The sequence below is a fragment of the Streptomyces sp. NPDC051563 genome, assembly GCF_044454225.1.
Classification (GTDB): Bacteria; Actinomycetota; Actinomycetes; order Streptomycetales; family Streptomycetaceae; genus Streptomyces.
The window spans coordinates 101,084-125,639 of record NZ_JBITDL010000025.1 but is presented as its reverse complement, the minus strand read 5'-3'; the positions used below and the strand labels follow the sequence as shown (position 1 = coordinate 125,639).

General features: G+C 70.1%; 23 protein-coding genes. 6 read left to right on the top strand and 17 right to left on the bottom strand.

What is annotated here, in order from left to right:
* Nucleotides 1-239: 239 nt before the first annotated feature.
* Both ACIA8F_RS27840 and ACIA8F_RS27835 read left to right on the top strand, forming a co-directional pair.
* The gene (locus ACIA8F_RS27840; RefSeq protein WP_399382769.1) at nucleotides 240-866 is read left to right on the top strand and encodes a hypothetical protein; all 627 of its coding nucleotides are present in this window, start codon (nucleotides 240-242) and stop codon (nucleotides 864-866) included.
* A 243-nt stretch (nucleotides 867-1,109) separates the two neighbouring features.
* Nucleotides 1,110-1,403: a hypothetical protein gene (locus tag ACIA8F_RS27835; RefSeq protein ID WP_399382768.1), complete on the top strand. Its 294-nt coding sequence runs from the start codon at nucleotides 1,110-1,112 to the stop codon at nucleotides 1,401-1,403.
* Nucleotides 1,404-1,478: 75 nt separating this feature from the next.
* Here ACIA8F_RS27835 and nuoN read toward each other — a convergent pair whose 3' ends face one another.
* From nuoN to ACIA8F_RS27765, 14 genes are read right to left on the bottom strand one after another with little or no spacing between them, the layout of a single operon-like run.
* Nucleotides 1,479-3,098 (bottom strand): NADH-quinone oxidoreductase subunit NuoN, encoded by a 1,620-nt coding sequence (gene nuoN, locus ACIA8F_RS27830; RefSeq protein WP_399382790.1) that lies wholly within the window; start codon nucleotides 3,096-3,098, stop codon nucleotides 1,479-1,481.
* Nucleotides 3,099-3,133: 35 nt separating this feature from the next.
* Entirely contained in the window at nucleotides 3,134-4,726 is a 1,593-nt protein-coding gene (locus ACIA8F_RS27825; RefSeq protein WP_399382767.1) for an NADH-quinone oxidoreductase subunit M, read from the bottom strand.
* A gap of 1 nt (nucleotide 4,727) precedes the next feature.
* Nucleotides 4,728-6,623 (bottom strand): NADH-quinone oxidoreductase subunit L, encoded by a 1,896-nt coding sequence (nuoL, locus tag ACIA8F_RS27820; protein WP_399382765.1) that lies wholly within the window; start codon nucleotides 6,621-6,623, stop codon nucleotides 4,728-4,730.
* A 12-nt stretch (nucleotides 6,624-6,635) separates the two neighbouring features.
* Nucleotides 6,636-6,935, bottom strand: a complete 300-nt coding sequence (gene nuoK / locus ACIA8F_RS27815; protein WP_399382763.1) for an NADH-quinone oxidoreductase subunit NuoK — start codon at nucleotides 6,933-6,935, stop codon at nucleotides 6,636-6,638.
* Entirely contained in the window at nucleotides 6,932-7,774 is an 843-nt protein-coding gene (locus ACIA8F_RS27810; RefSeq protein ID WP_399382762.1) for an NADH-quinone oxidoreductase subunit J, read from the bottom strand. The genes nuoK and ACIA8F_RS27810 overlap by 4 nt, the downstream gene beginning before the upstream one ends.
* Nucleotides 7,771-8,382 (bottom strand): NADH-quinone oxidoreductase subunit NuoI, encoded by a 612-nt coding sequence (nuoI, locus tag ACIA8F_RS27805; RefSeq protein ID WP_399382760.1) that lies wholly within the window; start codon nucleotides 8,380-8,382, stop codon nucleotides 7,771-7,773. Before nuoI ends, ACIA8F_RS27810 begins: the two co-directional genes overlap by 4 nt.
* Nucleotides 8,375-9,745, bottom strand: a complete 1,371-nt coding sequence (gene nuoH, locus ACIA8F_RS27800; RefSeq protein WP_383948695.1) for an NADH-quinone oxidoreductase subunit NuoH — start codon at nucleotides 9,743-9,745, stop codon at nucleotides 8,375-8,377. Before nuoH ends, nuoI begins: the two co-directional genes overlap by 8 nt.
* Complete coding sequence (locus tag ACIA8F_RS27795) at nucleotides 9,742-12,249, bottom strand: NADH-quinone oxidoreductase subunit G (protein ID WP_399382758.1); 2,508 nt, start codon at nucleotides 12,247-12,249, stop codon at nucleotides 9,742-9,744. The genes nuoH and ACIA8F_RS27795 overlap by 4 nt, the downstream gene beginning before the upstream one ends.
* Nucleotides 12,246-13,595, bottom strand: coding sequence for an NADH-quinone oxidoreductase subunit NuoF (gene nuoF, locus ACIA8F_RS27790; RefSeq protein ID WP_399382757.1), 1,350 nt, complete (start codon nucleotides 13,593-13,595; stop codon nucleotides 12,246-12,248). Before nuoF ends, ACIA8F_RS27795 begins: the two co-directional genes overlap by 4 nt.
* On the bottom strand, nucleotides 13,595-14,350 hold the full coding sequence (gene nuoE, locus ACIA8F_RS27785; protein WP_399382755.1) for an NADH-quinone oxidoreductase subunit NuoE: 756 nt from the start codon (nucleotides 14,348-14,350) through the stop codon (nucleotides 13,595-13,597). Before nuoE ends, nuoF begins: the two co-directional genes overlap by 1 nt.
* Complete coding sequence (locus ACIA8F_RS27780) at nucleotides 14,347-15,687, bottom strand: NADH-quinone oxidoreductase subunit D (protein WP_399382754.1); 1,341 nt, start codon at nucleotides 15,685-15,687, stop codon at nucleotides 14,347-14,349. Before ACIA8F_RS27780 ends, nuoE begins: the two co-directional genes overlap by 4 nt.
* On the bottom strand, nucleotides 15,687-16,427 hold the full coding sequence (locus ACIA8F_RS27775; protein ID WP_399382753.1) for an NADH-quinone oxidoreductase subunit C: 741 nt from the start codon (nucleotides 16,425-16,427) through the stop codon (nucleotides 15,687-15,689). The genes ACIA8F_RS27780 and ACIA8F_RS27775 overlap by 1 nt, the downstream gene beginning before the upstream one ends.
* Nucleotides 16,424-16,978 carry an NADH-quinone oxidoreductase subunit B family protein gene (locus ACIA8F_RS27770; RefSeq protein WP_328300246.1) on the bottom strand — a complete coding sequence of 185 codons (555 nt, stop codon included), beginning with the start codon at nucleotides 16,976-16,978 and terminating at the stop codon, nucleotides 16,424-16,426. The genes ACIA8F_RS27775 and ACIA8F_RS27770 overlap by 4 nt, the downstream gene beginning before the upstream one ends.
* A gap of 15 nt (nucleotides 16,979-16,993) precedes the next feature.
* Nucleotides 16,994-17,353 (bottom strand): NADH-quinone oxidoreductase subunit A, encoded by a 360-nt coding sequence (locus ACIA8F_RS27765; protein WP_030010013.1) that lies wholly within the window; start codon nucleotides 17,351-17,353, stop codon nucleotides 16,994-16,996.
* A gap of 870 nt (nucleotides 17,354-18,223) precedes the next feature.
* On the opposite strand from ACIA8F_RS27765, the gene ACIA8F_RS27760 reads away from it, so the two are divergent.
* Nucleotides 18,224-19,084 carry a C40 family peptidase gene (locus tag ACIA8F_RS27760; RefSeq protein ID WP_399382751.1) on the top strand — a complete coding sequence of 287 codons (861 nt, stop codon included), beginning with the start codon at nucleotides 18,224-18,226 and terminating at the stop codon, nucleotides 19,082-19,084.
* 253 nt (nucleotides 19,085-19,337) lie between these two features.
* Here the strand turns inward: ACIA8F_RS27760 and ACIA8F_RS27755 are convergent, their stop codons facing one another.
* Nucleotides 19,338-19,751 carry a hypothetical protein gene (locus ACIA8F_RS27755; protein ID WP_399382749.1) on the bottom strand — a complete coding sequence of 138 codons (414 nt, stop codon included), beginning with the start codon at nucleotides 19,749-19,751 and terminating at the stop codon, nucleotides 19,338-19,340.
* Nucleotides 19,752-20,139: 388 nt separating this feature from the next.
* Between ACIA8F_RS27755 and ACIA8F_RS27750 the strand changes: the two genes are divergently transcribed.
* Nucleotides 20,140-20,469, top strand: coding sequence for a hypothetical protein (locus ACIA8F_RS27750; RefSeq protein WP_399382748.1), 330 nt, complete (start codon nucleotides 20,140-20,142; stop codon nucleotides 20,467-20,469).
* Nucleotides 20,470-20,485: 16 nt separating this feature from the next.
* Here the strand turns inward: ACIA8F_RS27750 and ACIA8F_RS27745 are convergent, their stop codons facing one another.
* Nucleotides 20,486-21,484, bottom strand: coding sequence for a hypothetical protein (locus tag ACIA8F_RS27745; RefSeq protein ID WP_399382746.1), 999 nt, complete (start codon nucleotides 21,482-21,484; stop codon nucleotides 20,486-20,488).
* A gap of 190 nt (nucleotides 21,485-21,674) precedes the next feature.
* On the opposite strand from ACIA8F_RS27745, the gene ACIA8F_RS27740 reads away from it, so the two are divergent.
* Nucleotides 21,675-22,037, top strand: a complete 363-nt coding sequence (locus ACIA8F_RS27740; RefSeq protein WP_399382745.1) for a hypothetical protein — start codon at nucleotides 21,675-21,677, stop codon at nucleotides 22,035-22,037.
* Here the strand turns inward: ACIA8F_RS27740 and ACIA8F_RS27735 are convergent.
* A complete protein-coding gene (locus tag ACIA8F_RS27735; RefSeq protein WP_399382743.1) occupies nucleotides 22,003-23,286 on the bottom strand; it encodes a geranylgeranyl reductase family protein in 1,284 nt (427 codons plus the stop codon). The genes ACIA8F_RS27740 and ACIA8F_RS27735 overlap by 35 nt on opposite strands.
* A gap of 104 nt (nucleotides 23,287-23,390) precedes the next feature.
* Between ACIA8F_RS27735 and ACIA8F_RS27730 the strand changes: the two genes are divergently transcribed.
* Entirely contained in the window at nucleotides 23,391-23,921 is a 531-nt protein-coding gene (locus ACIA8F_RS27730; RefSeq protein ID WP_399382741.1) for a GNAT family N-acetyltransferase, read from the top strand.
* Nucleotides 23,922-24,556 lie beyond the last annotated feature (635 nt).

Here is a 24,556-nt window from a genome sequence, read left to right as displayed (position 1 = left end):
ATGCAGTCCAGGCCAACACCCCACCCCGCCCCCGGCACCGCCCCCCACCCGCAGCCACCGAGCCCCGGCACACCCCAGCCCCGCCGGCGCTTGAGGCGCAGGGGCCCGGGGACAGAGTCCCCGGCAACGGCGCCGCACCAGACGGCCACCCGTTCGGAGCCCCGCCACGTGCAGCCCGCCCGCCCCACCGGGATGGTGGACCAAAGCCCCGAAGCCCTACCCGAACGGCAGGAGTTCCCATGCCCTTCCTCCCCCGCAAGGCCTTCCTGAGCTGCGCAGCCGCGATATCCCTCGGCCTGGCAGGCACCCTCACGGCCGCCGTACCGGCGGCTCACGCCGTGGACGGACCCGCCCCCGACCCGAGGAACGCGAAGGCCATGCGGGACATGGCCACGGCCATCCGGGTGACGGCCAAGTACGCGGACGAGCGCGAGGCCCTCAAGGACGGGTACCTCCCGCACGGCATGGAGTGCATGACCAACCCGTTCGGGGTGGGCGCCATGGGCTACCACTACGTCAAGGAAGCCAACTGGGGCTCGACGGACCCGAGCAAGCCGGCCGCCCTCCTCTACAGCTCCGAGAAGGACGAGCACGGCCGCCGCACCCTCCAGACCGTGGAGTGGATGTCGGCCGACCGGGACCAGGACATGAAGACCACCGACGACCGCCCGACCATGTTCGGCCTGCCCTTCGACGGGCCGATGCCGGGGCACTGGACGGGCATGCCCAAGCACTACGACCTGCACCTGTGGGCGTACAAGGAGAATCCGGCGGGCCGCTTCCACAACTGGAACCCCGCCCTGACCTGCCCCGTCAAGCCCGACACCCCGACGAAGCCCGCCGCCGCACACGACCACGGCCACTAACCGCGCTCCCCGGAGCCCGAAGCCCCCAGCCCAGCCCAGCCCCGCCCGGCCCCGAGCCCCAAGAGGGCCGAGCACGTTCAATTCGCGAGTGACAACGGCCCCCCGACCAGCGATGATGACCACCGTCTCTGTGGATTCTCATGCGCCTGGTGCCCTTGGGGGGGGGACGGGCCGTTCCGCGCGTTATGCAGTGCCGCACCGAACCGAGATCCGCACAGCCCCTTTCCTGAAGGAATACTGCTGGTGCGTCCCACTCGTACGGCGGTCCTGCTCACCGCGGGCCTCGTCACCGCCCTCGGCATCCCGGCGGTTTCCGCCGCGGCTGCCCCGGCGGACCTGTTCGTGAACAACGGCGCGGACTCCCACTGCTCCGACACCCGCCCCGGCGCAAGCAGCCTCAACACCCTGGCGGGCATCACCGTCCCCAACCACGTCATGACCCCCGTCGGCCCCGGCGGCAAGGTCAGCATCTTCAACAGCCACGGCGGCCCCAACCACGTGATCACCGACCTCCTCGGCTACTTCACCCAGCCGTAGCACCACCCGGTACGGCAAAGGGCCCGGCTCCCCTGAAGGGGAGCCGGGCCCTCGGCCGTACGCGGTGCGGTCGGGTCAGCGGACGAAGGTGCTCGCGCTGCCCGCCAGATCCAGGAAGTACTGCGGGGCCACGCCCAGCACCACCGTGACCGCGACGCCCACCGCGATCGTCGTCATCGTCAGCGGGGACGGGACGGCGACCGTGGGGCCGTCCGCCTTCGGCTCGCTGAAGAACATCAGGACGATCACCCGGATGTAGAAGAACGCGGCGATCGCGGACGAGATGACACCGACCACGACCAGTGCTCCCGCACCGCCCTCCGCCGCCGCCTTGAACACGGCGAACTTGCCGGCGAAGCCGGAGGTCAGCGGGATGCCCGCGAAGGCGAGCAGGAAGACCGCGAAGACCGCCGCCGTGAGGGGCGAACGACGTCCGAGGCCGGCCCACTTGGACAGGTGCGTGGCCTCGCCGCCCGCGTCGCGCACCAGCGTGACCACCGCGAAGGCGCCGATCGTCACGAAGGAGTAGGCCGCCAGGTAGAAGAGGACGGACTGGACGCCCTCCGCCGAGGTGGCGATCACACCGGCCAGGATGAAGCCGGCGTGCGCGATGGAGGAGTAGGCGAGGAGCCGCTTGACGTCGGTCTGGGTGACCGCGATGACCGCGCCCGCCAGCATCGTGACGATCGCGACGCCCCACATGACCGGCCGCCAGTCCCAGCGCAGGCCGGGCAGGACGACGTAGAGGAGACGGAGGAGGGCGCCGAAGGCGGCCACCTTCGTCGCCGCCGCCATGAAGCCGGTGACCGGGGTGGGGGCGCCCTGGTAGACGTCCGGGGTCCACATGTGGAAGGGGACCGCGCCGACCTTGAAGAGCAGGCCCATCAGGATCAGCGCGCCGCCGATCAGCAGCAGTGCGTCGTTGCCCATGGTGTCGGCGAGCGCCGGGTCGATGTTCGCCACGGTTCCGTCGACGACGTCCGCGATCGCCGCGTAGGAGACCGAGCCGGCGTACCCGTAGACGAGGGCGATGCCGAAGAGGAGGAAGGCGGAGGAGAAGGCGCCGAGCAGGAAGTACTTGACGGCCGCCTCCTGCGACATCAGCCGCTGGCGGCGGGCGACGGCGCAGAGCAGGTACAGCGGGAGGGAGAAGACCTCCAGGGCCACGAACAGCGTCAGCAGGTCGTTGGCCGCGGGGAAGATCAGCATGCCGGAGATCGCGAACAGGGCGAGCGGGAAGACCTCGGTGGTGGTGAAGCCGGCCTTGACGGCTTCCTTCTCGCTCTCGCTGCCCGGGACGGACGCCGCCTGCGCGGCGAAGGAGTCCACGCGGTTGCCGTGGGCGGCCGGGTCCAGGCGCCGCTCGGCGAAGGTGAAGATCGCCACGACGGAGGCCAGGATGATGGTGCCCTGGAGGAACAGCGCCGGTCCGTCGACGGCCACGGCGCCCATGGCCGCGATGTGCGCCTTGGAGCTGCCGTACCCGCCGGCGGCGAGTCCGACGACCGCCGCGAAGGCCGAGGCCAGCGCGGCGACGGCGAGGAACACCTGGGTGTAGTACCGGGCCTTGCGCGGTACGAAGGCCTCGACGAGGACTCCGATGATCGCCGCGCCCAGCACGATGAGCGTGGGCGACAGCTGGGCGTATTCGATGTGCGGGGCCGGGATCTTGTCGATCGGGGCCGCGGCCGCCAGGTTCGGCAGCAGGTTCTGGGCAGCAGTCAGGGTGCTCACTTCGACTCCTCCCCATTCTTGGCCTCGACAGCCACCTCGGGCTTCGGGTCCGTCTGCTTGACGTCCGACATGGTGTGCTTCACCGCCGGGTTGACGATGTCGGTCAGGACCTTCGGGTAGACGCCCAGTCCGATCAGCAGCGCGATCAGCGGGGCGACCACCAGGACCTCCCGCAGGCGCAGGTCCGGCATGGTGCGGACCTCCTCCTTGACCGGGCCGGTCATGGTGCGCTGGTAGAGGACCAGCGTGTAGAGCGCCGCCAGCACGATGCCGACGGTGGCGATAATGCCGACGACCGGGTACCGGGCGAAGGTGCCGACCAGGACCAGGAACTCGCTGACGAACGGCGCGAGGCCGGGGAGCGAGAGCGTGGCCAGGCCGCCGATGAGGAAGGTGCCGGCCAGGACCGGGGCCACCTTCTGCACGCCGCCGTAGTCGGCGATGAGCCGGGAGCCGCGCCGGGAGATCAGGAAGCCGGCGACCAGCATGAGCGCCGCCGTCGAGATCCCGTGGTTGACCATGTAGAGCGTCGCGCCGGACTGGCCCTGGGAGGTCATCGCGAAGATGCCCAGGATGATGAAGCCGAAGTGCGAGATGGAGGCGTACGCCACCAGCCGCTTGATGTCCCGCTGGCCGACCGCGACCAGCGCGCCGTAGACGATGCTGATCAGGGCCAGGACCAGGATGACCGGCGTGGCCCACTTGCTGGCCTCGGGGAAGAGCCCGAGGCAGAAGCGCAGCATCGCGAAGGTGCCGACCTTGTCGACGACCGCGGTGATCAGGACGGCGACCGGGGCCGTGGCCTCGCCCATCGCGTTCGGCAGCCAGGTGTGCAGCGGCCACAGCGGGGCCTTCACCGCGAAGGCGAAGAAGAAGCCGAGGAACAGCAGCCGCTCGGTGTTGGTCGACATGTCGAGCGTGCCCGCGGCGCGGGCGGCGGTGATCTCCTGGAGCGAGAAGTTCCCGGCGACCACGTAGAGCCCGATGACGGCGGCCAGCATGATGAGGCCGCCGACCAGGTTGTAGAGGAGGAACTTGACCGCCGCGTACGAGCGCTGCGCGGCGGCGTTCTCGTCGGACCCGGCGTGGGCCCGGTCGCCGAAGCCGCCGATGAGGAAGTACATCGGGATGAGCATGGCTTCGAAGAAGATGTAGAAGAGGAAGACGTCGGTGGCCTCGAAGGAGATGATCACCATCGCCTCGACCAGCAGGATCAGGGCGAAGAAGCCCTGGGTCGGCCGCCAGCGCGACGAGTTGGTCTCCAGCGGGTCGGCGTCGTGCCAGCCGGCCGCGATCACGAAGGGGATCAGCAGCGCGGTGAGTGCGATGAGCACCACCCCGATGCCGTCGACGCCCAGCTCGTAGCGGACGCCGAAGTCGGCGATCCAGGAGCGCGATTCGGTGAGCTGGTAGCGGTCGCCGCCGGGCTCGAAGCGGACCGCGACGAGCACGGCCAGCGCCAGGGTCGCCAGCGAGAAGAGCAGGGCGAGCCATTTGGCGGCGGTCCGGCGGGCGGCCGGGACGGCCGCCGTCAGGATCGCACCGACCGCGGGGACCGCGGCCGTCACCGTCAGAAGCGGGAAACTCATCTCACACCGCCCTCATCAGCAGGGTCGCGGCGATGAGGATCGCCGTGCCTCCGAACATCGAGACCGCGTAGCTGCGGGCGTAGCCGTTCTGCAGCTTGCGCAGCCGGCCCGACAGACCGCCGACTCCGGCGGCCGTCCCGTTGACCACGCCGTCGACCAGGCTGTGGTCGACGTAGACGAGGGAGCGGGTCAGGTGCTCCCCGCCGCGGACCAGGACCACGTGGTTGAAGTCGTCCTGGTAGAGGTCCCGTCGGGCCGCCCGGGTGAGGAGCGAGCCGCGCGGGGCGATGACCGGGACGGGCTTCTTGCCGTACATCACCCAGGCGATGGCGACACCGATGACGAGGACCACCATGGTGGCCGCGGTGACCGTCACGGCGCTGACCGGCGGGTGTCCGTGCTGGTGTCCGGTGACGGGCTCCAGCCACTTCAGGAAGCGGTCGCCGATCCCGAAGAAGCCGCCCGCGAAGACCGAGCCGAAGGCGAGCACGATCATCGGGATGGTCATGGTCTTCGGGGACTCGTGCGGGTGCGGCGCGTGGCCTTCCGAGTCCGGCTGCCAGCGCTTCTCGCCGAAGAAGGTGAGGAGCATGACGCGGGTCATGTAGAAGGCGGTGATCGCCGCGCCCAGCAGGGCCACCCCGCCCAGGATCCAGCCCTCGGTGCCGCCCTTCGCGAAGGCCGCCTCGATGATCTTGTCCTTGGAGAAGAAGCCCGACAGGCCCGGGAAGCCGATGATGGCGAGGTAGCCGAGGCCGAAGGTGACGAAGGTGACCGGCATGTACTTCCGCAGGCCGCCGTACTTGCGCATGTCGACCTCGTCGTTCATCCCGTGCATCACGGAACCGGCGCCGAGGAAGAGGCCCGCCTTGAAGAACCCGTGCGTGACCAGGTGCATGATCGCGAACACGTACCCGATCGGGCCGAGGCCGGCCGCCAGGATCATGTAGCCGATCTGCGACATCGTCGAGCCGGCGAGGGCCTTCTTGATGTCGTCCTTCGCGCAACCGACGATCGCACCGAAGAGGAGCGTGACGGCGCCGACGATGGTGACGACCAGCTGGGCGTCGGGAGCCCCGTTGAAGATGGCGCCCGAGCGGACGATCAGGTAGACGCCGGCGGTGACCATGGTCGCGGCGTGGATGAGGGCCGAGACCGGGGTCGGGCCCTCCATCGCGTCGCCGAGCCAGGACTGCAGCGGCACCTGGGCCGACTTGCCGCAGGCGGCGAGCAGCAGCATCAGGCCGATCGCCGTCAGCTTGCCCTCCGAGGCGTTGTCCGCCGAGCCGAGGACCGGGCCGAAGGCGAAGGTCCCGAACGTGGTGAACATCAGCATGATGGCGATCGAGAGGCCGATGTCGCCGACGCGGTTGACCAGGAAGGCCTTCTTGGCGGCGGTGGCCGCGCTGGGCTTGTGCTGCCAGAAGCCGATCAGGAGGTACGAGGCGAGGCCCACGCCCTCCCAGCCGAAGTACAGCAGCAGGTAGTTGTCGGCGAGGACCAGCAGGAGCATGGCCGCGACGAACAGGTTGAGGTAGCCGAAGAAGCGGCGGCGCCGCTCGTCGTGCTCCATGTAGCCGATGGAGTAGATGTGGATGAGCGTGCCCACGCCGGAGATCAGCAGGACGAACGTCATCGACAACTGGTCCAGCTGGAAGGCCATGTCGGCCTGGAAGCCCTCGACGGGGATCCAGGTGAACAGCCGCTGGTGCAGAGTGCGGTCCTCGGCTCCGCGGCCGAGCATGTCGGCGAAGAGGACGACGCCGGTCCCGAAGGAGACGGCGGCGAGCAGGGTGCCGAGCCAGTGCCCCACCTTGTCGAGGCGGCGGCCGCCGCAGAGCAGCACCGCCGCTCCGAGCAGGGGCGCTGCGATCAGCAGCACAATCAGGTTCTCCACTGTGAACGCCCCTTACAGCTTCATCAGGCTGGCGTCGTCGACCGAGGCCGAGTGGCGGGTACGGAACAGCAACACGATGATCGCGAGGCCCACCACGACCTCGGCGGCGGCGACGACCATCGTGAAGAACGCGATGATCTGGCCGTCGAGGTTGCCGTGCATCCGGGAGAAGGTCACGAAGGCGAGGTTGCAGGCGTTGAGCATGAGCTCCACGCACATGAACAGCACGATCGCGTTCTTCCGGATCAGGACTCCGGCCGCCCCGATGGTGAACAGCAGCGCGGACAGGTACAGGTAGTTGACCGGGTTCACTTCGAGGCCTCCTCACGTGCGTCGCGGCCGAGCTCGCTCGCATCGCGGCCGAGCCGCTCGGACGACCGCTGTTCCAGGGCCTTCAGGTCGTCCAGGGCCTTGGCGGAGACGTCCCTGATCTGGCCGCGGCCGCGCAGCGTCTGGTTGACGGTGAGCTCGGAGGGGGTGCCGTCCGGCAGCAGGCCCGCGACGTCGACGGCGTTGTGCCGGGCGTAGACCCCGGGTGCGGGCAGCGGCGGGAGCTGGACGCCCTCGCGTACGCGGCGCTCGGCGAGCTCGCGCTGGGTGGCGGCGCGCTCGGTGCGCTCGCGGTGGGTGAGCACCATCGCGCCGACGGCTGCCGTGATCAGCAGGGCGCCGGTGATCTCGAAGGCGAACACGTACTTGGTGAAGATCAGCGTGGCCAGGCCTTCGACGTGTCCGCCGGAGTTGATCCGGCCCAGTCCGTTGAAGTGGGTGAGCTTGGCGTTGGCGATGCCCGCGATGAGCAGGATGCCGAAGCCGAGTCCGCACAGGACGGCCAGCCAGCGCTGTCCCTTGATGGTCTCGGTCAGCGAGTCCGCGGCGGTGACGCCGACGAGCATGACGACGAAGAGGAAGAGCATCATGATCGCGCCGGTGTAGACGACGACCTGGACGATGCCGAGGAAGTACGCCCCGTTGGCCAGGTAGAAGACCGCCAGGATGATCATCGTCCCGGCCAGGCTCAGCGCGCTGTGCACGGCCTTCTTCATGAGGATCGTGGCCAGCGCGCCGATGACGGCGACCGTGCCGAGGACCCAGAACTGGACCGCTTCACCGGAGGAGGTGAGGGTGGCGGCCGCGGCGAGGGCGCTCATGCCCCCACCCCCTCGGCGCTGTTGTCGGCGACCTCGCCCTTGGAGACGGCCACCTGGCGAACCGTGCCGGGAGCCGCCCCGGTCACCAGCCCGCGGTAGTAGTCCGTGTCATCGGTGCCGGGGAAGATCGAGTGCGGTGCCTCGACCATGCCCTCGGTGAGACCGGAGAGCAGCTGCTCCTTGGTGTAGATGAGCGCTTCGCGGCTGGAGTCGGCCAGTTCGAACTCGTTCGTCATGGTCAGCGCCCTGGTCGGGCACGCCTCGACGCACAGCCCGCACAGGATGCAGCGGGCGTAGTTGATCTGGTAGACCCGGCCGTACCGCTCACCCGGGGAGTAGCGCTCCTCCTCGGTGTTGTCCGCGCCCTCGACGTAGATCGCGTCGGCGGGACAGGCCCAGGCGCACAGCTCGCACCCGATGCACTTCTCCAGACCGTCCGGGTGGCGGTTGAGCTGGTGCCGCCCGTGGAAGCGGGGTGCGGTGGTCTTTTCCTGCTCCGGGTACTGCTCGGTGAGGCGCTTCTTGAACATGGCCTTGAAGGTCACGCCGAAGCCGGCCACCGGGTTCTGCCACTTCTCGCCCTGCTCGGCATCAGACTTGTCAGACATTCTCAGCACCCTCCTCTCGGTCACTGTCAGTATTCGCCGCGCCACTGACAATGAGCTCCCGCTCACTGCGGGGCCGCCTGCGCGGTACGGGTGCCAGGTGCTGGCCGGGCTTGGGCGGTACGGGGAATCCGCCCGCCAGGGGGTCGAAGGGTTCGGCGGCGGCCGCCAGTTCGGCGTCCGCGAGGGCCGTCTTCTCCTTCTTGTCGCGGAACAGGTCCGCGACGAAGGACAGCAGCAGGAGCGCGATGACCCCGCCGCCGACGTAGAGCACGATCTCCTGGAAGTCGTAGTTCTCGTTGCGCAGCGCCCGGACGGTGGCGACCAGCATCAGCCACACCACGGAGACCGGGATGAGCACCTTCCAGCCGAGCTTCATCAGCTGGTCGTAGCGCACGCGCGGGAGCGTGCCGCGGAGCCAGATGAAGAAGAAGAGGAGCAACTGGACCTTGATGACGAACCAGAGCATCGGCCACCAGCCGTGGTTCGCGCCCTCCCAGTACGTGGAGATCGGCGCCGGGGCCCGCCAGCCGCCCAGGAACAGGGTGACGGAGACCGCGGAGACGGTGACCATGTTGACGTACTCGGCGAGCATGAACAGCGCGAACTTGATCGAGGAGTACTCGGTGTTGAAGCCGCCGACCAGGTCGCCCTCGGACTCCGGCATGTCGAAGGGGGCGCGGTTCGTCTCGCCGACCATCGTGATGACGTAGATGATGAAGGAGACCGGCAGCAGGATGATGTACCAGCGGTCCGCCTGCGCTTCGACGATCTTCGAGGTCGACATCGACCCGGAGTAGAGGAAGACCGAGGCGAAGGCCGCGCCCATCGCGATCTCGTAGGAGATCATCTGCGCGCAGGAGCGCAGTCCGCCGAGGAGCGGGTACGTGGAGCCGGAGGACCAGCCGGCCAGGACGATGCCGTAGATGCCGACCGAGGCCACCGCGAGGATGTAGAGCATCGCGATGGGCAGGTCGGTGAGCTGCATCGTGGTGCGCTGGCCGAAGATGGAGACCTCGTTGCCCGAGGGGCCGAAGGGGATCACCGCGATGGCCATGAAGGCCGGGATCGCCGCGATGATCGGGGCAAGGACGAAGACGACCTTGTCGGCCCGCTTGACGATGATGTCTTCCTTCAGCATGAGCTTCACGCCGTCGGCGAGCGACTGGAGCATGCCCCAGGGGCCGTGCCGGTTGGGGCCGATGCGCAGCTGCATCCAGGCGACGACCTTGCGCTCCCACACGATGGAGAAGAGCACGGTCACCATCAGGAAGGCGAAGCAGAACACCGCCTTGACGACGACGAGCCACCAGACGTCCCTGCCGAACAGGGAGAGGTCTTCGGCGGCGATCTGAACGGTGTTCACGCGCCCACCTCCGCAGGGGAGTCGCTGGTGTCGGCCGGGGTGGCCGGGCCGATGCGGACCAGGGCCCCCGGGCGGGCTCCGGTGTCGGCGAGGACCCCGGAGCCGGTGGAGTTCATCGGGAGCCAGACCACCCGGTCGGGCATCTCGGTGATGCGCAGCGGCAGTTCCACGGAGCCGGCGGGCCCGGTCACCGCGAGGACGTCGCCGTTCTTGACGCCGGTCTCGGCGGCCGTGGCGGCCGACAGGCGGGCGCTGGCCTCGTGCCGGGTGCCGGCCAGGGCCTCGTCGCCGTCCTGGAGGAGGCCCTGGTCGAGGAGGAGCCGGTGGCCCGCGAGGACCGCCTCTCCCGCGCCGGGACGGGGCAGCAGGTCCCGGTCTCCGGGCTGTCCGGCGGCGCGCTCCCCGGCCCACGGGCCGAGTCCGTCGAGCTCCCGGCGTACGGCGTGTACGTCGGGCAGCGCGATCGGCCGGTCGGCCGCGTCGGCCAGCATGTGCAGCACGCGGGAGTCGGCGGGGGCGAGCCGGCGGGTCATCTGCTCGGGCTTGAGCGCGGCCTCGAACGGCCGGACCCTGCCCTCCCAGTTGATGAAGGCGCCGGGCTTCTCGGCGACGGCGGCGACCGGGAAGACCACGTCCGCGAGGTCGGTGACCTCGCCGGGGCGCAGTTCCAGGGAGACCACGAAGGCCTCCTGGAGCGCGGCCCTGGCGCGGGCCGGGTCCGGCAGGTCGGCGAGCTCGACGCCCGCGACCAGCAGGGCGGACAGTTCCCGGGTCGCCGCGGCCTCGATGATCTGGCCGGTGTCGCGGCCGTAGCGGTGCGGGAGCTCGTCCAGGCCCCAGGCGGTGGCGACCTCGTCGCGGGCCCGCGGGTCGGTGGCGGGACGGGCGCCCGGCAGCAGGGACGGCAGCGCGCCCGCTTCGACGGCGGCCCGCTCTCCGGCCCGGCGCGGGATCCACACCAGGGTGGCGCCGCTGGCGGTGGCGGCCCGGACGGCGGCGGTCAGCGCGCCGGGCACGCCCGCGAGGCGCTCCCCGACCACGATGACGGCGCCGGGCAGGCGCAGCGCGTCGGCGGCGGCCTGGCCGCCGTCCTCCAGGCCGGCCTGCGAGGCGAGGGCGTTGAGCCACTCGGGCTCGGTGCCGGGGGCGGCGGCGAGCCAGGTGCCGCCGGCCTTCTCCAGCCCGCGCGTGGCGAAGGGGGCGAGGGCGAAGGTCCGCTGCTTGTGCTTGCGGTGGGCCTTGCGCAGCCGCAGGAAGACCCCGGGGGCCTCCTCCTCTGCCTCGATGCCGACGAGGAGCACGGCCGGGGCCGCCTCCAGGGAGGTGTTGGTGACTCCGTGCCCGTCGAGGTCGATGCCGGTGCCGGCGACGGTGGCGGCCAGGAACTCGGTCTCCTCCGCGCTGTGCACCCGGGCCCGGAAGTCGATGTCGTTGGTGTCGAGCACGACCCGGGCGAACTTGGCGTACGCGTAGGCGTCCTCGACGGTGAGGCGTCCGCCGGTCAGCACTCCGGCCCGGCCGCGCGCGGCGGCCAGCCCGGCGGCCGCGGCCTCCAGGGCCTCGGGCCAGCTGGCCGGGGCCAGGACCCCGTCGCTGCCGCGGACCAGCGGGGTGGTGAGCCGGTCGGGGCGCTGCGCGTAGCGGAACCCGAAGCGGCCCTTGTCGCAGATCCACTCCTCGTTGACCTCGGGGTCCTCGGCGGCCATCCGGCGCAGCACCTTGCCGCGGCGGTGGTCGGTGCGGGTCGCGCAGCCGCCCGCGCAGTGCTCGCACACGCTCGGGGAGGAGACCAGGTCGAAGGGGCGGGAGCGGAACCGGTAGGCGGCCGAGGTGAGGGCGCCGACCGGGCAGATCTGGATGGTGTTGCCGGAGAAGTACGACTCGAAGGGGTCGTCCTCGCCGGTGCCGACCTGCTGGAGCGCGCCGCGCTCCAGGAGTTCGATCATCGGGTCGCCGGCGATCTCGTTGGAGAAGCGGGTGCAGCGCGCGCACAGCACGCACCGCTCGCGGTCCAGCAGCACCTGGGTGGAGATCGGTACCGGCTTCTCGTAGGTGCGCTTCTTGCCTTCGAAACGCGATTCGGCGTTGCCGTGGGACATCGCCTGGTTCTGCAGCGGGCACTCGCCGCCCTTGTCGCAGACGGGGCAGTCCAGCGGGTGGTTGATGAGCAGCAGCTCCATCACCCCGCGCTGGGCCTTGTCGGCGACCTCGGAGGTCAGCTGGGTCTTGACGACCATGCCGTCGGTGCAGGTGATGGTGCAGGAGGCCATCGGCTTGCGCTGGCCCTCGACCTCGACGATGCACTGTCGGCAGGCGCCGGCCGGGGAGAGGAGGGGGTGGTCGCAGAACCGGGGGATCTCGATGCCGAGCTGTTCGGCGGCCCGGATGACCAGGGTCCCCTTGGGCACCGACAGTTCGATGCCGTCGATGGTCAGGGAGATGTGGTCCACGGGCGGGACCGCCGCTTCCCCGCCGCCGGAGGCCGCTGTGGTGGTCACGGTCATGCGGTCACCTCCGTGTCGGCCCAGAGGGTCGACTTCTTGGGGTCGAAGGGGCAGCCCTTGCCCGTGATGTGCTGCTCGTACTCCGCGCGGAAGTACTTGAGCGAGGAGAAGATGGGGCTGGCGGCGCCGTCGCCGAGCGCGCAGAACGACTTGCCGTTGATGTTGTCGGCGATGTCGTTCAGCTTGTCCAGGTCCGACATGACCCCCTTGCCCGCTTCGATGTCGCGGAGCAACTGGACCAGCCAGTAAGTGCCTTCGCGGCAGGGCGTGCACTTGCCGCAGGACTCGTGGGCGTAGAACTCGGTCCAGCGGGTCACCGCCCGCACCACGCAGGTCGTCTCGTCGAAGCACTGCAGGGCCTTGGTGCCGAGCATGGAGCCGGCCGCGCCGACGCCCTCGTAGTCGAGGGGGACGTCGAGGTGCTCCTCGGTGAACATCGGGGTGGAGGAGCCGCCCGGGGTCCAGAACTTCAGCCGGTGCCCGGGGCGCATGCCGCCGCTCATGTCGAGGAGCTGGCGCAGGGTGATCCCGAGCGGAGCCTCGTACTGGCCGGGGCCGACCACGTGGCCCGAGAGCGAGTACAGGGTGAAGCCGGGGGACTTCTCGGTCCCCATCGACTTGAACCAGTCCTTGCCCTTGTTCAGGATCGCGGGAACCGAGGCGATCGACTCCACGTTGTTCACCACGGTGGGGCAGGCGTAGAGGCCTTCCACCGCGGGGAAGGGCGGACGCAGCCGGGGCTGGCCGCGGCGTCCTTCGAGGGAGTCCAGGAGGGCCGTTTCCTCGCCGCAGATGTAGGCGCCCGCGCCCGCGTGCACGGTGATGTCGAGCTTGAGGCCGCTGCCGAGGATGTTCTCCCCGAGGTACCCGGCCTCGTACGCCTCGCGCACGGCCTCGTGCAGGCGCCTCAGCACCGGGACGGTCTCGCCGCGCAGGTAGATGAAGGCGTGCTCCGAGCGGATCGCGTAGCAGGCGATGATCATTCCCTCGATGAGGGAGTGCGGGTTGGCGAAGAGGAGCGGGATGTCCTTGCAGGTGCCCGGCTCCGACTCGTCCGCGTTCACGACGAGGTAGTGCGGCTTGCCGTCGCCCTGCGGGATGAACTGCCACTTCATGCCGGTGGGGAAGCCCGCGCCGCCGCGGCCGCGCAGGCCCGAGTCCTTCACGTAGGCGATGAGGTCGTCCGGGGTCATCGCGAGCGCCTTGCGCAGGCCCTCGTAGCCCTCGTGGCGCCGGTAGGTCTCCAGCGTCCACGACTGCGGCTCGTCCCAGAACGCCGACAGGACCGGCGCGAGGAGCTTCTCCGGACTCGTGCCGTTCTTGCTCAGTTCGGTCGACACGCTCATTACTCCCCTCCCTCGATGGTGGCCTCGCCGCGCGGGTGCACGACCGGGGCGTGCGGGGCTTCGCCGCGCGCGATGCGCAGGCCGATCAGGGAGGCGTGGCCGGCGCCGCCGCTCGCCTCGACGGCGCCTTCGCGCTCGTCGGGGAAGCCCGCCAGGATCCGGGCGGTCTCCTTGTACGTGCACAGCGGCGCGCCCCGGGTCGGCTCGACGGTGCGGCCGGCCAGCAGGTCGTCCACCATGGCCTTGGCGGACTCGGGGGTCTGGTTGTCGAAGAACTCCCAGTTGACCATCACCACGGGGGCGTAGTCGCAGGCCGCGTTGCACTCGATGTGTTCGAGGGTGACCTTGCCGTCGGCGGTGGTCTCGTTGTTGCCGACCCCGAGGTGCTCCTTGAGCTCCTCGAAGATGGCGTCGCCGCCCATGACCGCGCACAGGGTGTTCGTGCAGACCCCGACCTGGTAGTCCCCGGAGGGCTTGCGCCGGTACATCGTGTAGAAGGTCGCCACGGCCGTGACCTCGGCGGTGGTCAGGCCCAGTACGTCGGCGCAGAACCGGATGCCGGTGCGCGAGACGTAGCCCTCCTCCGACTGGATGAGGTGGAGCAGCGGCAGCAGCGCGGAGCGGCTGTCGGGGTAGCGGGCGATGACCTCCTTCGCGTCCGCTTCGAGCCGGGCGCGGACGTCCGGCGCGAAGTCGGGTGCCGGAAGCTGGGGCATGCCCAGGCTCACCCCTGATACGGGCTGATTGGCCGTCATCGGTCGACGCCTCCCATCACGGGGTCGATGGAGGCGACGGCCACGATGACGTCGGCGATCTGGCCGCCCTCGCACATCGCCGCCATGGCCTGCAGGTTGGTGAAGGACGGGTCGCGGAAGTGGACCCGGTAGGGGCGGGTGCCGCCGTCGGAGACGACGTGCACGCCGAGCTCGCCCTTGGGCGACTCCACGGCCGCGTAGGCCTGGCCGGCCGGTACCCGGAAGCCCTCGGTCACCAGCTTGAAGTGGTGGATGAGGGACTCCATGGAGGTGCCCATGATCTGCTTGATGTGGTCGAGCGAGTTGCCGAGCCCGTCGGGTCCCATCGCGAGCTGCGCGGGCCAGGCGATCTTCTTGTCGGCGACCATGACCGGGCCCGGCTCCAGCCGGTCCAGGCACTGCTCGACGATCCGCAGGGACTGGCGCATCTCCTCCAGGCGGACCAGGAACCGCCCGTAGGAGTCGCAGGACTCGGTGGTCGGCACGTCGAACTCGTAGTTCTCGTAGCCGCAGTACGGGTCCGTCTTGCGCAGGTCGTGCGGGAGGCCGGCGGAGCGCAGGATCGGGCCGGTGGCGCCGAGCGCCATGCAGCCGGTGAGGTCGAGGTAGCCGACGTCCTGCATGCGGGCCTTGAAGATGGGGTTGCCGGTGGCGAGCTTGTCGTACTCCGGCAGGTTCTTCTTCATGGTCTTCACGAACTCGCGGAGCTGATCCACGGCGCCCGGGGGCAGGTCCTGCGCGAGGCCGCCGGGGCGGATGAACGCGTGGTTCATGCGCAGGCCGGTGATCAGCTCGAACACGTCGAGGATCAGCTCGCGGTCGCGGAACCCGTAGATCATGATCGTGGTCGCGCCGAGCTCCATGCCGCCGGTGGCGATGCACACCAGGTGGGAGGAGAGCCGGTTGAGCTCCATCAGCAGGACGCGGATGGCGGAGGCGCGGTCCGGGATCTGATCGGTGATGCCGAGCAGCTTCTCCACGCCCAGGCAGTACGCCGTCTCGTTGAAGAACGGCGTCAGGTAGTCCATGCGCGTGACGAAGGTGGTGCCCTGCGTCCAGTTCCGGTATTCGAGGTTCTTCTCGATGCCGGTGTGGAGGTAGCCGATGCCGCAGCGGGCCTCGGTGACCGTCTCGCCGTCGATCTCCAGGATCAGGCGGAGCACTCCGTGGGTGGAGGGGTGCTGGGGGCCCATGTTGACGACGATCCGCTCGTCGTCCGCGCGGGCCGCCGACTGGACGATCTCGTCCCAGTCGCCGCCGGTGACGGTGTAGACGGTGCCTTCGGTCGTCTCGCGGGCGGAGGCGTGATCGGCTGCGTGATTCGGTTGCGTGCTCATCAGCTGTACGACCTCCGCTGGTCGGGAGCCGGGATCTGGGCGCCCTTGTACTCGATGGCGATGCCGCCGAGCGGGTAGTCCTTGCGCTGCGGGAACCCCTGCCAGTCGTCCGGCATCATGATCCGGGTGAGGGCCGGGTGCCCGTCGAAGATCAGGCCGAAGAAGTCGTACGTCTCGCGCTCGTGCCAGTCGTTCGTCGGGTAGACGGAGACGATCGAGGGGACGTGCGGGTCGGCGTCCGGGGCGGTGACCTCCAGGCGGACGATCCGGCCGTGGGTGAGCGAGCGCAGGTGGTAGACGGCGTGCAGCTCGCGGCCCTTGTCGTCCTGGAAGTGCACCCCGCTGACCCCGGTGCAGAGCTCGAAGCGCAGCGCCGGGTCGTCGCGCAGGGTCTTCGCGACGAGGAGGAGGTGCTCGCGCGCGATGTGGAGGGTCAGCTCCGCCCGGTCGACGACCACCTTCTCGATCGCGTTCTCCGGGACGAGGTCCTGCTCCTCCAGCGCTCCTTCGAGCTCGTCGACGACCTCGTCGAAGTACGAGCCGTAGGGGCGGGCGCTGGCGCCGGGCAGGGCCACGGTCCGCACGAGGCCGCCGTAGCCGCTGGTGTCGCCGCCGCTGCTGGCGCCGAACATGCCCTTGCGGACGCCGATCACCTCGGGGCCGGTGGCACCTCGGGGTGCGGGCACGTTGTTGCCGTCGCCGGCTTGGGGGCCGTTCTGCACGGCCGGGTCCTCGCTCACCGCAGGAGCCCCTTCATCTCAATGGTGGGGAGCGCCTTGAGGGCCGCCTCCTCCGCCTCTCGGGCCGCCTCTTCCCGGTTCACGCCGAGCTTCGATCCCTGGATCTTCTGGTGGAGCTTGAGGATCGCGTCCAGCAGCATCTCGGGGCGGGGCGGGCAGCCGGGCAGGTAGATGTCCACGGGGACGATGTGGTCGACGCCCTGGACGATCGCGTAGTTGTTGAACATTCCGCCTGAAGACGCACAAACACCCATAGAGATGACCCACTTGGGAGCGGGCATCTGGTCGTACACCTGCCGCAGCACCGGCGCCATCTTCTGGCTGACCCGGCCGGCCACGATCATCAGGTCGGCCTGGCGCGGGGATCCGCGGAAGACCTCCATGCCGAAGCGGGCCAGGTCGTACCGGCCCGCTCCGGTGGTCATCATCTCGATGGCGCAGCAGGCCAGGCCGAAGGTGGCCGGGAAGACGGACGCCTTGCGCACCCATCCCGCGGCCTGTTCGACGGTGGTCAGCAGAAAGCCGCTCGGCAGCTTCTCTTCCAGTCCCATGGAAAATTCAGCCCCTCAGTCCCATTCCAGGCCGCCGCGGCGCCATACGTAGGCGTAGGCGACGAAGACGGTGAGCACGAAGAGGAGCATCTCGACGAGCCCGAAGATCCCCAGCGAGTCGAAGGTGACCGCCCAGGGGTAGAGGAAGACAACCTCGATGTCGAAGACGATGAAGAGCATCGCCGTCAGGTAGTACTTGATGGGGAAGCGGCCGCCGCCGGCGGGCATGGGAGTGGGCTCGATGCCGCACTCGTACGCTTCAAGTTTTGCCCGGTTGTACCGTTTTGGACCGATCAGCGTGGCCATGACCACGGAGAAGATCGCAAACCCTGCGCCGAGGGCGCCGAGCACGAGGATGGGCGCGTACGCATTCACGCTCCTCGCTCCTTCCAGTCGTCCTTGACCGTTGGACCGCTGCCGGCGCCGCGCGCCCCGCCTCGCATGTGAGGCAGTTCACAAGCCGGACTGGTGCGCATCTTATGCCCGCCCATCTGTGATCTGCGACACGGGTTACAACAACGAGTTTGTGATCTCCACCACCTGACGAACGATCATGAAGCCCAATGAGTGGTGATCTTCATACGTGAAGCATCCACATGATCACCAAAGGTGACATCCGCACCTGTCGTTGCAGGTGGAGGGCCTGTTGCACTATCAAATCGTGGCCACTGCACGCAAATTGGCACGGTGGCGTGCGTGATGATAAAGGGATCGGCATCCCCCGGTCGGGGGACCTCGCGCGGACGGAAGTGGACGCGTGCATGCATTCACTAACTCGGGGAAACGGCGCTCCAGGGACCCGGCGCGGACGGCTCCGGAGCCGAGCCGGCGACCCCGCCGCGAGCGCTTGCGAGCCGTCGCGGTGTGAGCGCGAGGCGGTCCCGACCCGGCGGTGGCCCGTCATCGACCCGCCATCGGCCCGCCATCGACCCGGCGGCGCGTTCACGGTTCGATCACAGGAGGGCCACAGCGTCCGCATCGCGTGATGCTTCTGTGACCTGCGCCACTCGGAATTCGAGCCGCCGAAAGAGGGCTTGGCCATCTGTGCAGGTGGATGGTAGGCCCGGGATCAATTCGGACTTATTGCTGAAACCCCATGATCACAGCCTTGTGAGCGGCTGTCCGTTTCGCCCGTTACGGCGTCAATAAGAGGTCCGACGCGCCCGGTTAGCCCGCTTCGCGCACAACTGTGGCGCAGACCACGTTTCTTGAACGGAACCGTGAGGCCCTGATAGCGGTTGTCCCATGTCCCTCACCGCTCACATACCCAGCCACCGGAAGCCCCGCCGCAGCGCTTCGAAGCTCGCGGTCCGCGCCGGAGTTGCCGGTGGCGTCCTCAGCACCCTGGCCATGGCCGGCACGGCGAGCGCCACCCCCTCCGCCGAGCCCGTGCACGAGACCACCCTCGAAATGCCGGTCCTCAACCTGGACCTGAGCGCCGAGGTGTCCTCGTCCGTGGCCACGGCCGCGGAGAACACCCGCGCCGCCGCCGTCGACGGCGAGCTCAACGCCCTGGAGGAGACCGCCCGCACGGGCGCCGCCGCCGAGGCCAAGCAGCTGAAGGCCGACGCCCAGCAGAAGGCCGACGCCGAGACCAAGGCGAAGGCCGAGGCGGACCGCAAGGCCGAGGCCGAGCGCGCCAACCGCAGCTCGGCCCGCGTCTCGATCCAGAGCAACTCCGGGTCGAACTCGGGCGGCTCCTCCTCCGCGGACTCCTCGCAGGGCAAGGGCACCGTCACGGCCCCGGCGACCGGCTCCGCCGCCGCCATCGTGAACTTCGCCCGCGCGCAGGTCGGCAAGGCGTACGTCAGCGGCGGCACCGGCCCGTCCTCGTTCGACTGCTCGGGCCTGGTCCAGGCCGCGTACCGCCAGGCCGGCATCAGCCTGCCGCGCATGTCGCAGGCGCAGTCCTCGGCCGGCACCTCGGTCTCCCTGAGCGCCCTTCAGCCGGGCGACGTCCTGTACTGGGGCTCCAAGGGCAGCGCGTACCACGTCGCCATCTACGTCGGCGGCGGCAAGTTCGTCGGCGCCCAGAACCCCAGCACCGGCATCGTCGAGCGCTCCATGAGCTACGACAAGCCGACGGGTGCCGTGCGCATCCTCTGACATCTCCCCGCAGTCCCGGGCCGCTCCCGGTGACGCACGAAAGGCCGGTACTCCCCCGCTCGGGGGTGGGGTACCGGCCTTTCGGCCGTCCTGGGGCTCCTGTGGCCGCCGGGGCTCCGGGAGGCTCCCGGATGGTCCCGGGGCCTCTGAGGGGCGCCTGCACGCCGCCCGGGCCCCACGAGGCAGCCGCGCGGGCCGCCCCGCCTCGTGTCGTGTCGCTCCGTGTCGTGTCGTTCCGTGTCGTGTCGTTCCGTCAGTCGAGGAACGTGGCCGAGGTGATCTTGTTCTTGAAGTTGGCGCTGGCGTTGCCCACGTAGCCCGGGGGGAGCGCGCCGACCAGACCGGCGAGGTTCGGGTCGGTGCCCACCTTCCACGTGTAGGTGTCCCGGTTGCGGTAGGACGCGGTGTCGTCGTTCGTCACCCGGTTCCGGCCGGCGCAGTCCTCCGGCCCGACGAAGAGGTTGTTGTAGAAGTTCCAGTCCGAGGACATCAGGTCGAAGACACAGCCGCCCTGGTTGGAGTTGTAGTAAAGCCCGAACTCGCTGGTTTCCAGATACCCGTTCCGCTCCGTGTTGGCGGCCGCCGGTCCGGCCACCGCCAGAAGAACGGCGCCCACGGATACCGCGGCGGTGCAGCCGGCGGCAATTCTGTTAAGTGCCTTGCTCATGAGCCTTTTCTCCATCTTCAGGGAATTGATTCCGGCCGGGATTAAACCGTCCGGACTCCTTCGAGGCAAGCTTCTTCTCGGCTGATCAGGCCATAACCACCATGGCGCGTACCGGACTTGTCGGTCCTGTCGGCACGCGATTACGCTCTCCCGCGGCCTTCCGCCCCTCCCCCACACGGACGCGCCCCTCCACCCCGCCGACCGCAAGGGAAACGACCTCGTGCGTGTACGCGAAATATCCTCGTCACTCCTTTTGTGCCTCGCACTGACCGGATGCGGAAGCGGAGCAGTTCCGGGGAAGAACTCCGCCGCGGGAACGCCCGGGCTTACGCCCGGTCCGAGCGCCACACCGTCGCTCGCGGCGGATGACGTCCCGTTCTACCGGTGCATGGAACAGCACGGAATGACCATCTCCTACGGGGAGAACGGCGCGCCGCACTTCGTGGAGAAGGAGAGCCCGCAGTACCCCGAGGCGCAGAAGGCCTGCCTGTCCCTGCTCCCCTCGCCCGCAGCCCCCGTACAGGTGAGCCCGCAGGAACTCGCCGCCGCGCGCAAGGGCTCCGAGTGCATGCGGGCCCACGGCATCTCCTGGTATCCGGACCCGGATCCGGTCACCGGAGAGGCGACCCAGAAGGAGGGGGGCACCTCGGAGCAGTGGCAGTCCCTCAAGAAGGACCGCCTCGACGCGTTCCGCACGTGCCTGCCCCGGCCCTCCTGAAGGCCCCGCACCCGGCTCAGGAGAGCTTGGCCGCCAGCCGGTAGCGGGCCTCGCGCTGCTTCTTGTACAGCGCGAGGGTCTCGGCCTGCTCCTCCACCAGCCGCTTCTGGTACGCCACCTCGACCGCCGTCCAGATGCCCACCAGGTTCACCTCGCGCTTGCAGGCGACATCGGCCTTCGCCGCGGTGACGGCCTTGGGCCCGCCCGGATCGGCCTCCAGGCCCAGCTTCTGGACGACCTCGTAGGGATCCTTCAGGCCGCCGTACCCGGACTTCTCCATGCACGCCGACCAGTTCCTCAGTACCGCGGCCACCCGCGAATCGCCCTTGGAGCGTTCGTGCGCCTCGGATGCCAGCCCGAACGGGAACAGCAGGTCGACGCTGTCCTTCGTCGGCGCGTACAGCTTGCGGTACGCCTCCCGGATGCACCCGCCGGGCGGCACCTTCTGCCCGCCGACGTCGATGCCGCTGTCCACCTTCGCGGCCTCTTCCTCGTTCGCGGCGTCCGGGGGCTGCGCGGCTCCCTGCGCCCCGCCCGGCCGTTCGCCGTGCATGACGAGGGCGGCGCTCTCGCTCAGCGGGGCCGCCGGGGGCCTGACCGGCCGGCCCTTGCCGGCCGTCAGGTCGTAGCCGTGGGCGGCGGCGAACTCCGGATCGGTGGCCCCGAAGAGGACCAGGTGCCGGCCGTCGGACCCCTGCGCACCGGCCGGGTCGGAGGGCCTGACCTCCTCGTACGGGAACCCGTACCGGGCCATGCAGCGGGAGAGCAGCCGCTGCTGCACCTGCCCCATGCGGACCGTCTCGGCGTCGGTGTCCGTGTACGCGTCGAGGGGCAGCGAGATGGAGGCCGCGGCCGGGGCGACCGGCACCTCGCCGAGCTCCGGCTCCCCGTGCGCGCCGCCACCGCCGGCGGCACCGGGATCCGAACAGCCGGCCAGGACGAGCGCCAGCAGGACGGCGGCCGGGAGGGCGGGACGGAGGAGCGGACGGGAGCGGATGCCGGAAGACCTGTTCACTCTCGGAAATTCAACAGCCCGTCCGGTACCGGGGACAAGGCCTTCTCACCAGCTGGTCAGCCAATCTTCTTGCCTGGAAACCGACTTGCCGCCCCGTCCCGCCTGGCGGGCGCCTCGTGCCGAACCGGCGTCGCCCTGAGAGGATGGCTCCGGGCGAGCGCGCCCGAGTCGCCCCAGGAAGTGGTGATCCGTGACGACCAGCCCGTCCGACGAAACCCCCGGCACCGGCGCCGTCCCGGCCGCGGCCGGGCTCGGCCTGCTCTCCCTCGGCGGCTGGCTGCTGACCACCACCCGCCCCTGGCAGAAGCCCGGCTCCCCGCTCACCCTCACCCTGGACTGGACGGCCTCCGGCACCCTGATGGTCTGCGGCCTGGTCCTCCTGACCCGCTGCATCCGCCTGGTCCACGGCCCGGACGAGCCCGCGCAGGAGGCCCCGTACGAGATCCCCTACGAGACCCCGCGCGAGGGCCCGTACGAGCCCTTGCGCGAGCCCCCGCGCGCGGCACGCCCGGTCAGGCTCAGGCCTTGGGGGCGACCTTCGAAAGGCCGTTGATGACGCGGTCCATCGCGTCGCCGCCCGTGGGGTCGGTCAGGTTGGCCAGCATCTTCAGGGTGAACTTCATCAGCACGGGGTGGCTCAGGCCGCGCTGGGCGGCGACCTTCATGATCTTCGGGTTGCCGATGAGCTTCACGAAGGCGCGGCCCAGGGTGTAGTAGCCGCCGTAGGTCTCCTTCAGGACCTTCGGGTAGCTGTGCAGGGTCAGTTCGCGCAGGGCGGGGGTGGCGCGGGAGTGCGCCTGGACGATGACGTCGGCGGCGATCTGGCCCGACTCCATCGCATAGGCGATGCCCTCGCCGTTGAACGGGTTGACGAGCCCGCCCGCGTCACCGACGAGCAGCAGCCCCTTGGTGTAGTGCGGCTGCCGGTTGAAGGCCATCGGCAGGGCCGCGCCGCGGATGGGCTGCGTCATGTTCTCGGGGGTGTAGCCCCAGTCCTCCGGCATCGAGGCGCACCAGGCCTTGAGGACCTCGCGCCAGTCCAGCTCCTTGAAGGCGGAGGAGGAGTTGAGGATGCCGAGGCCGACGTTGGAGGTGCCGTCGCCCATGCCGAAGATCCAGCCGTAGCCGGGCAGCAGCCGGTCCTCGGCGCCGCGCCGGTCCCAGAGCTCCAGCCAGGACTCCAGGTAGTCGTCGTCGTGCCGGGGCGAGGTGAAGTAGGTGCGTACGGCCACGCCCATCGGGCGGTCCTCGCGGCGGTGCAAGCCCATCGCCAGGGACAGCCGGGAGGAGTTGCCGTCGGCGGCGACCACCAGCGGGGCGGTAAAGGTGACCTGGGTCTTCTCCTCGCCCAGCTTCGCCGTCACCCCGGTGATGTGGCCGGTACGGGGATCACGGACGGGCTCGCCGACGTTGCAGCGCTCGTACAGCCGGGCCCCGGCCTTCTGCGCCTGGCGGGCCAGGGTCTCGTCGAAGTCGTCGCGCTTGCGGACGAGTCCGTAATCGGGGAAGGACGCCAGCTCGGGCCAGTCCAGCTGGAGCCGCTGGCCGCCGCCGATGATCCGCAGGCCCTTGTTGCGCAGCCAGCCGGCCTCCTCGGAGATGTCGATGCCCATCGACACGAGCTGCTTCGTGGCGCGCGGGGTCAGGCCGTCGCCGCAGACCTTCTCGCGCGGGAACGCGGTCTTCTCCAGGAGCAGGACGTCGAGTCCGGCCTTGGCCAGGTAATAGGCGGTGGTAGAGCCGGCGGGCCCGGCCCCGACGACGATCACGTCCGCGGAGTGCTCGGAGAGGGGCTCGGTCACGGCGGTCTCCCGAAGGCTCGACAACTCGGTAAAGGGTGCCCAACGGCACGAGAACGTGTGCAGTCTATGCAGCGAGAGAGATCGCGATCCGAAGGGCTGCCCCTGTGACCACCTCGCCGACCCGGCCGCTCCCCGCCGTCCAGCTCCGTGTGCCCACGGACGAGGACGCGCACGCCTGGCACCGGGTCTTCCACGACCCCGACGTCATGGAGTTCCTCGGCGGCCCGGCCGAGCTCTCCTTCTACGAGGAAATCACCGCCCGGCAGCGGATGCACGACGCCCGGCTGGGCTTCTGCCTGTGGACGCTGCTGGACGAGAACGGCGAGGTCATCGGCTTCACCGGAGCCCAGCCCTGGCCGGAGTCCAAGGGGTGGGGGCCCGTCGGGGAGATCGAGATCGGCTGGCGGCTCGCCCGCTCCGCGTGGGGGCGGGGGTACGCCTACGCGGCTGCGCTGGCCGCGCTGGAGCGGGTGCGGGGGGCTGGGGTGGCGGATGTCGTGGCGATGGTGGATGACGCGAACGTCCGCTCGATCGCGGTGGCGGAGCGTCTGGGCATGACCCTGACCACCCGCATCCCGATCCCCGGCGGCCCCCGCCAGGCCCGCCGCTACGCCCTCACCCTCCAGCCCACGTAACCCCCGCTGCACGGGGCCGGCTCCCACACGGGCGCGGTTTCTGCGCCTCCGCCGCAGCCCGGAGTAACGGGTGCCGCACCCTCTGCTGCAGCCCGGGGTGCGGGTACCGCTGCGTGGGGCCGCCTCCCGCCCGGGCACGGGGGCCGCACCCTCTGCCGCATCCCGGGGTACGGGTGCCGCTGCGCGGGGCCGCCCGCCGGGGAGTGCCGCTGCGCGGGGCGGAGTTCCCCTACCCGCCCTTCCACCGTTCCCCGGGCGCCGCCCGGACCCCGCGCCGCAAACGCCGGCGGGGCTGGGGGTGCCCCCGGGTGCTGCCCGGAAGCCCGGTCCTCAAGCGCCGGACGGGCTGGGGAGGGGTCCGGGCTGCGCCCGGACCCCTGGGGCTCCGCCCCAGACCCCGCTCCTCAAACGCCGGCGGGGCTGGATTTTGGCTGGCGTCCGGCTGGATTCGGTTCGCGGGTGCCCGCACATCCAGGCCGCGCCCGGCCAAATCCAGCCCCTCCGGCGTTTGAGGAGCGGGGGTGGGGGGGGGGGGCCCCCCCCCCGGGGCGGGGGGGGCCCGGGGGCCGGGGGGGGGGGGGGGGGGGGGCGGGGCGCCGCGCAGCGGCGTGGGGGCAGCCGGGCCGGGGGGCGAG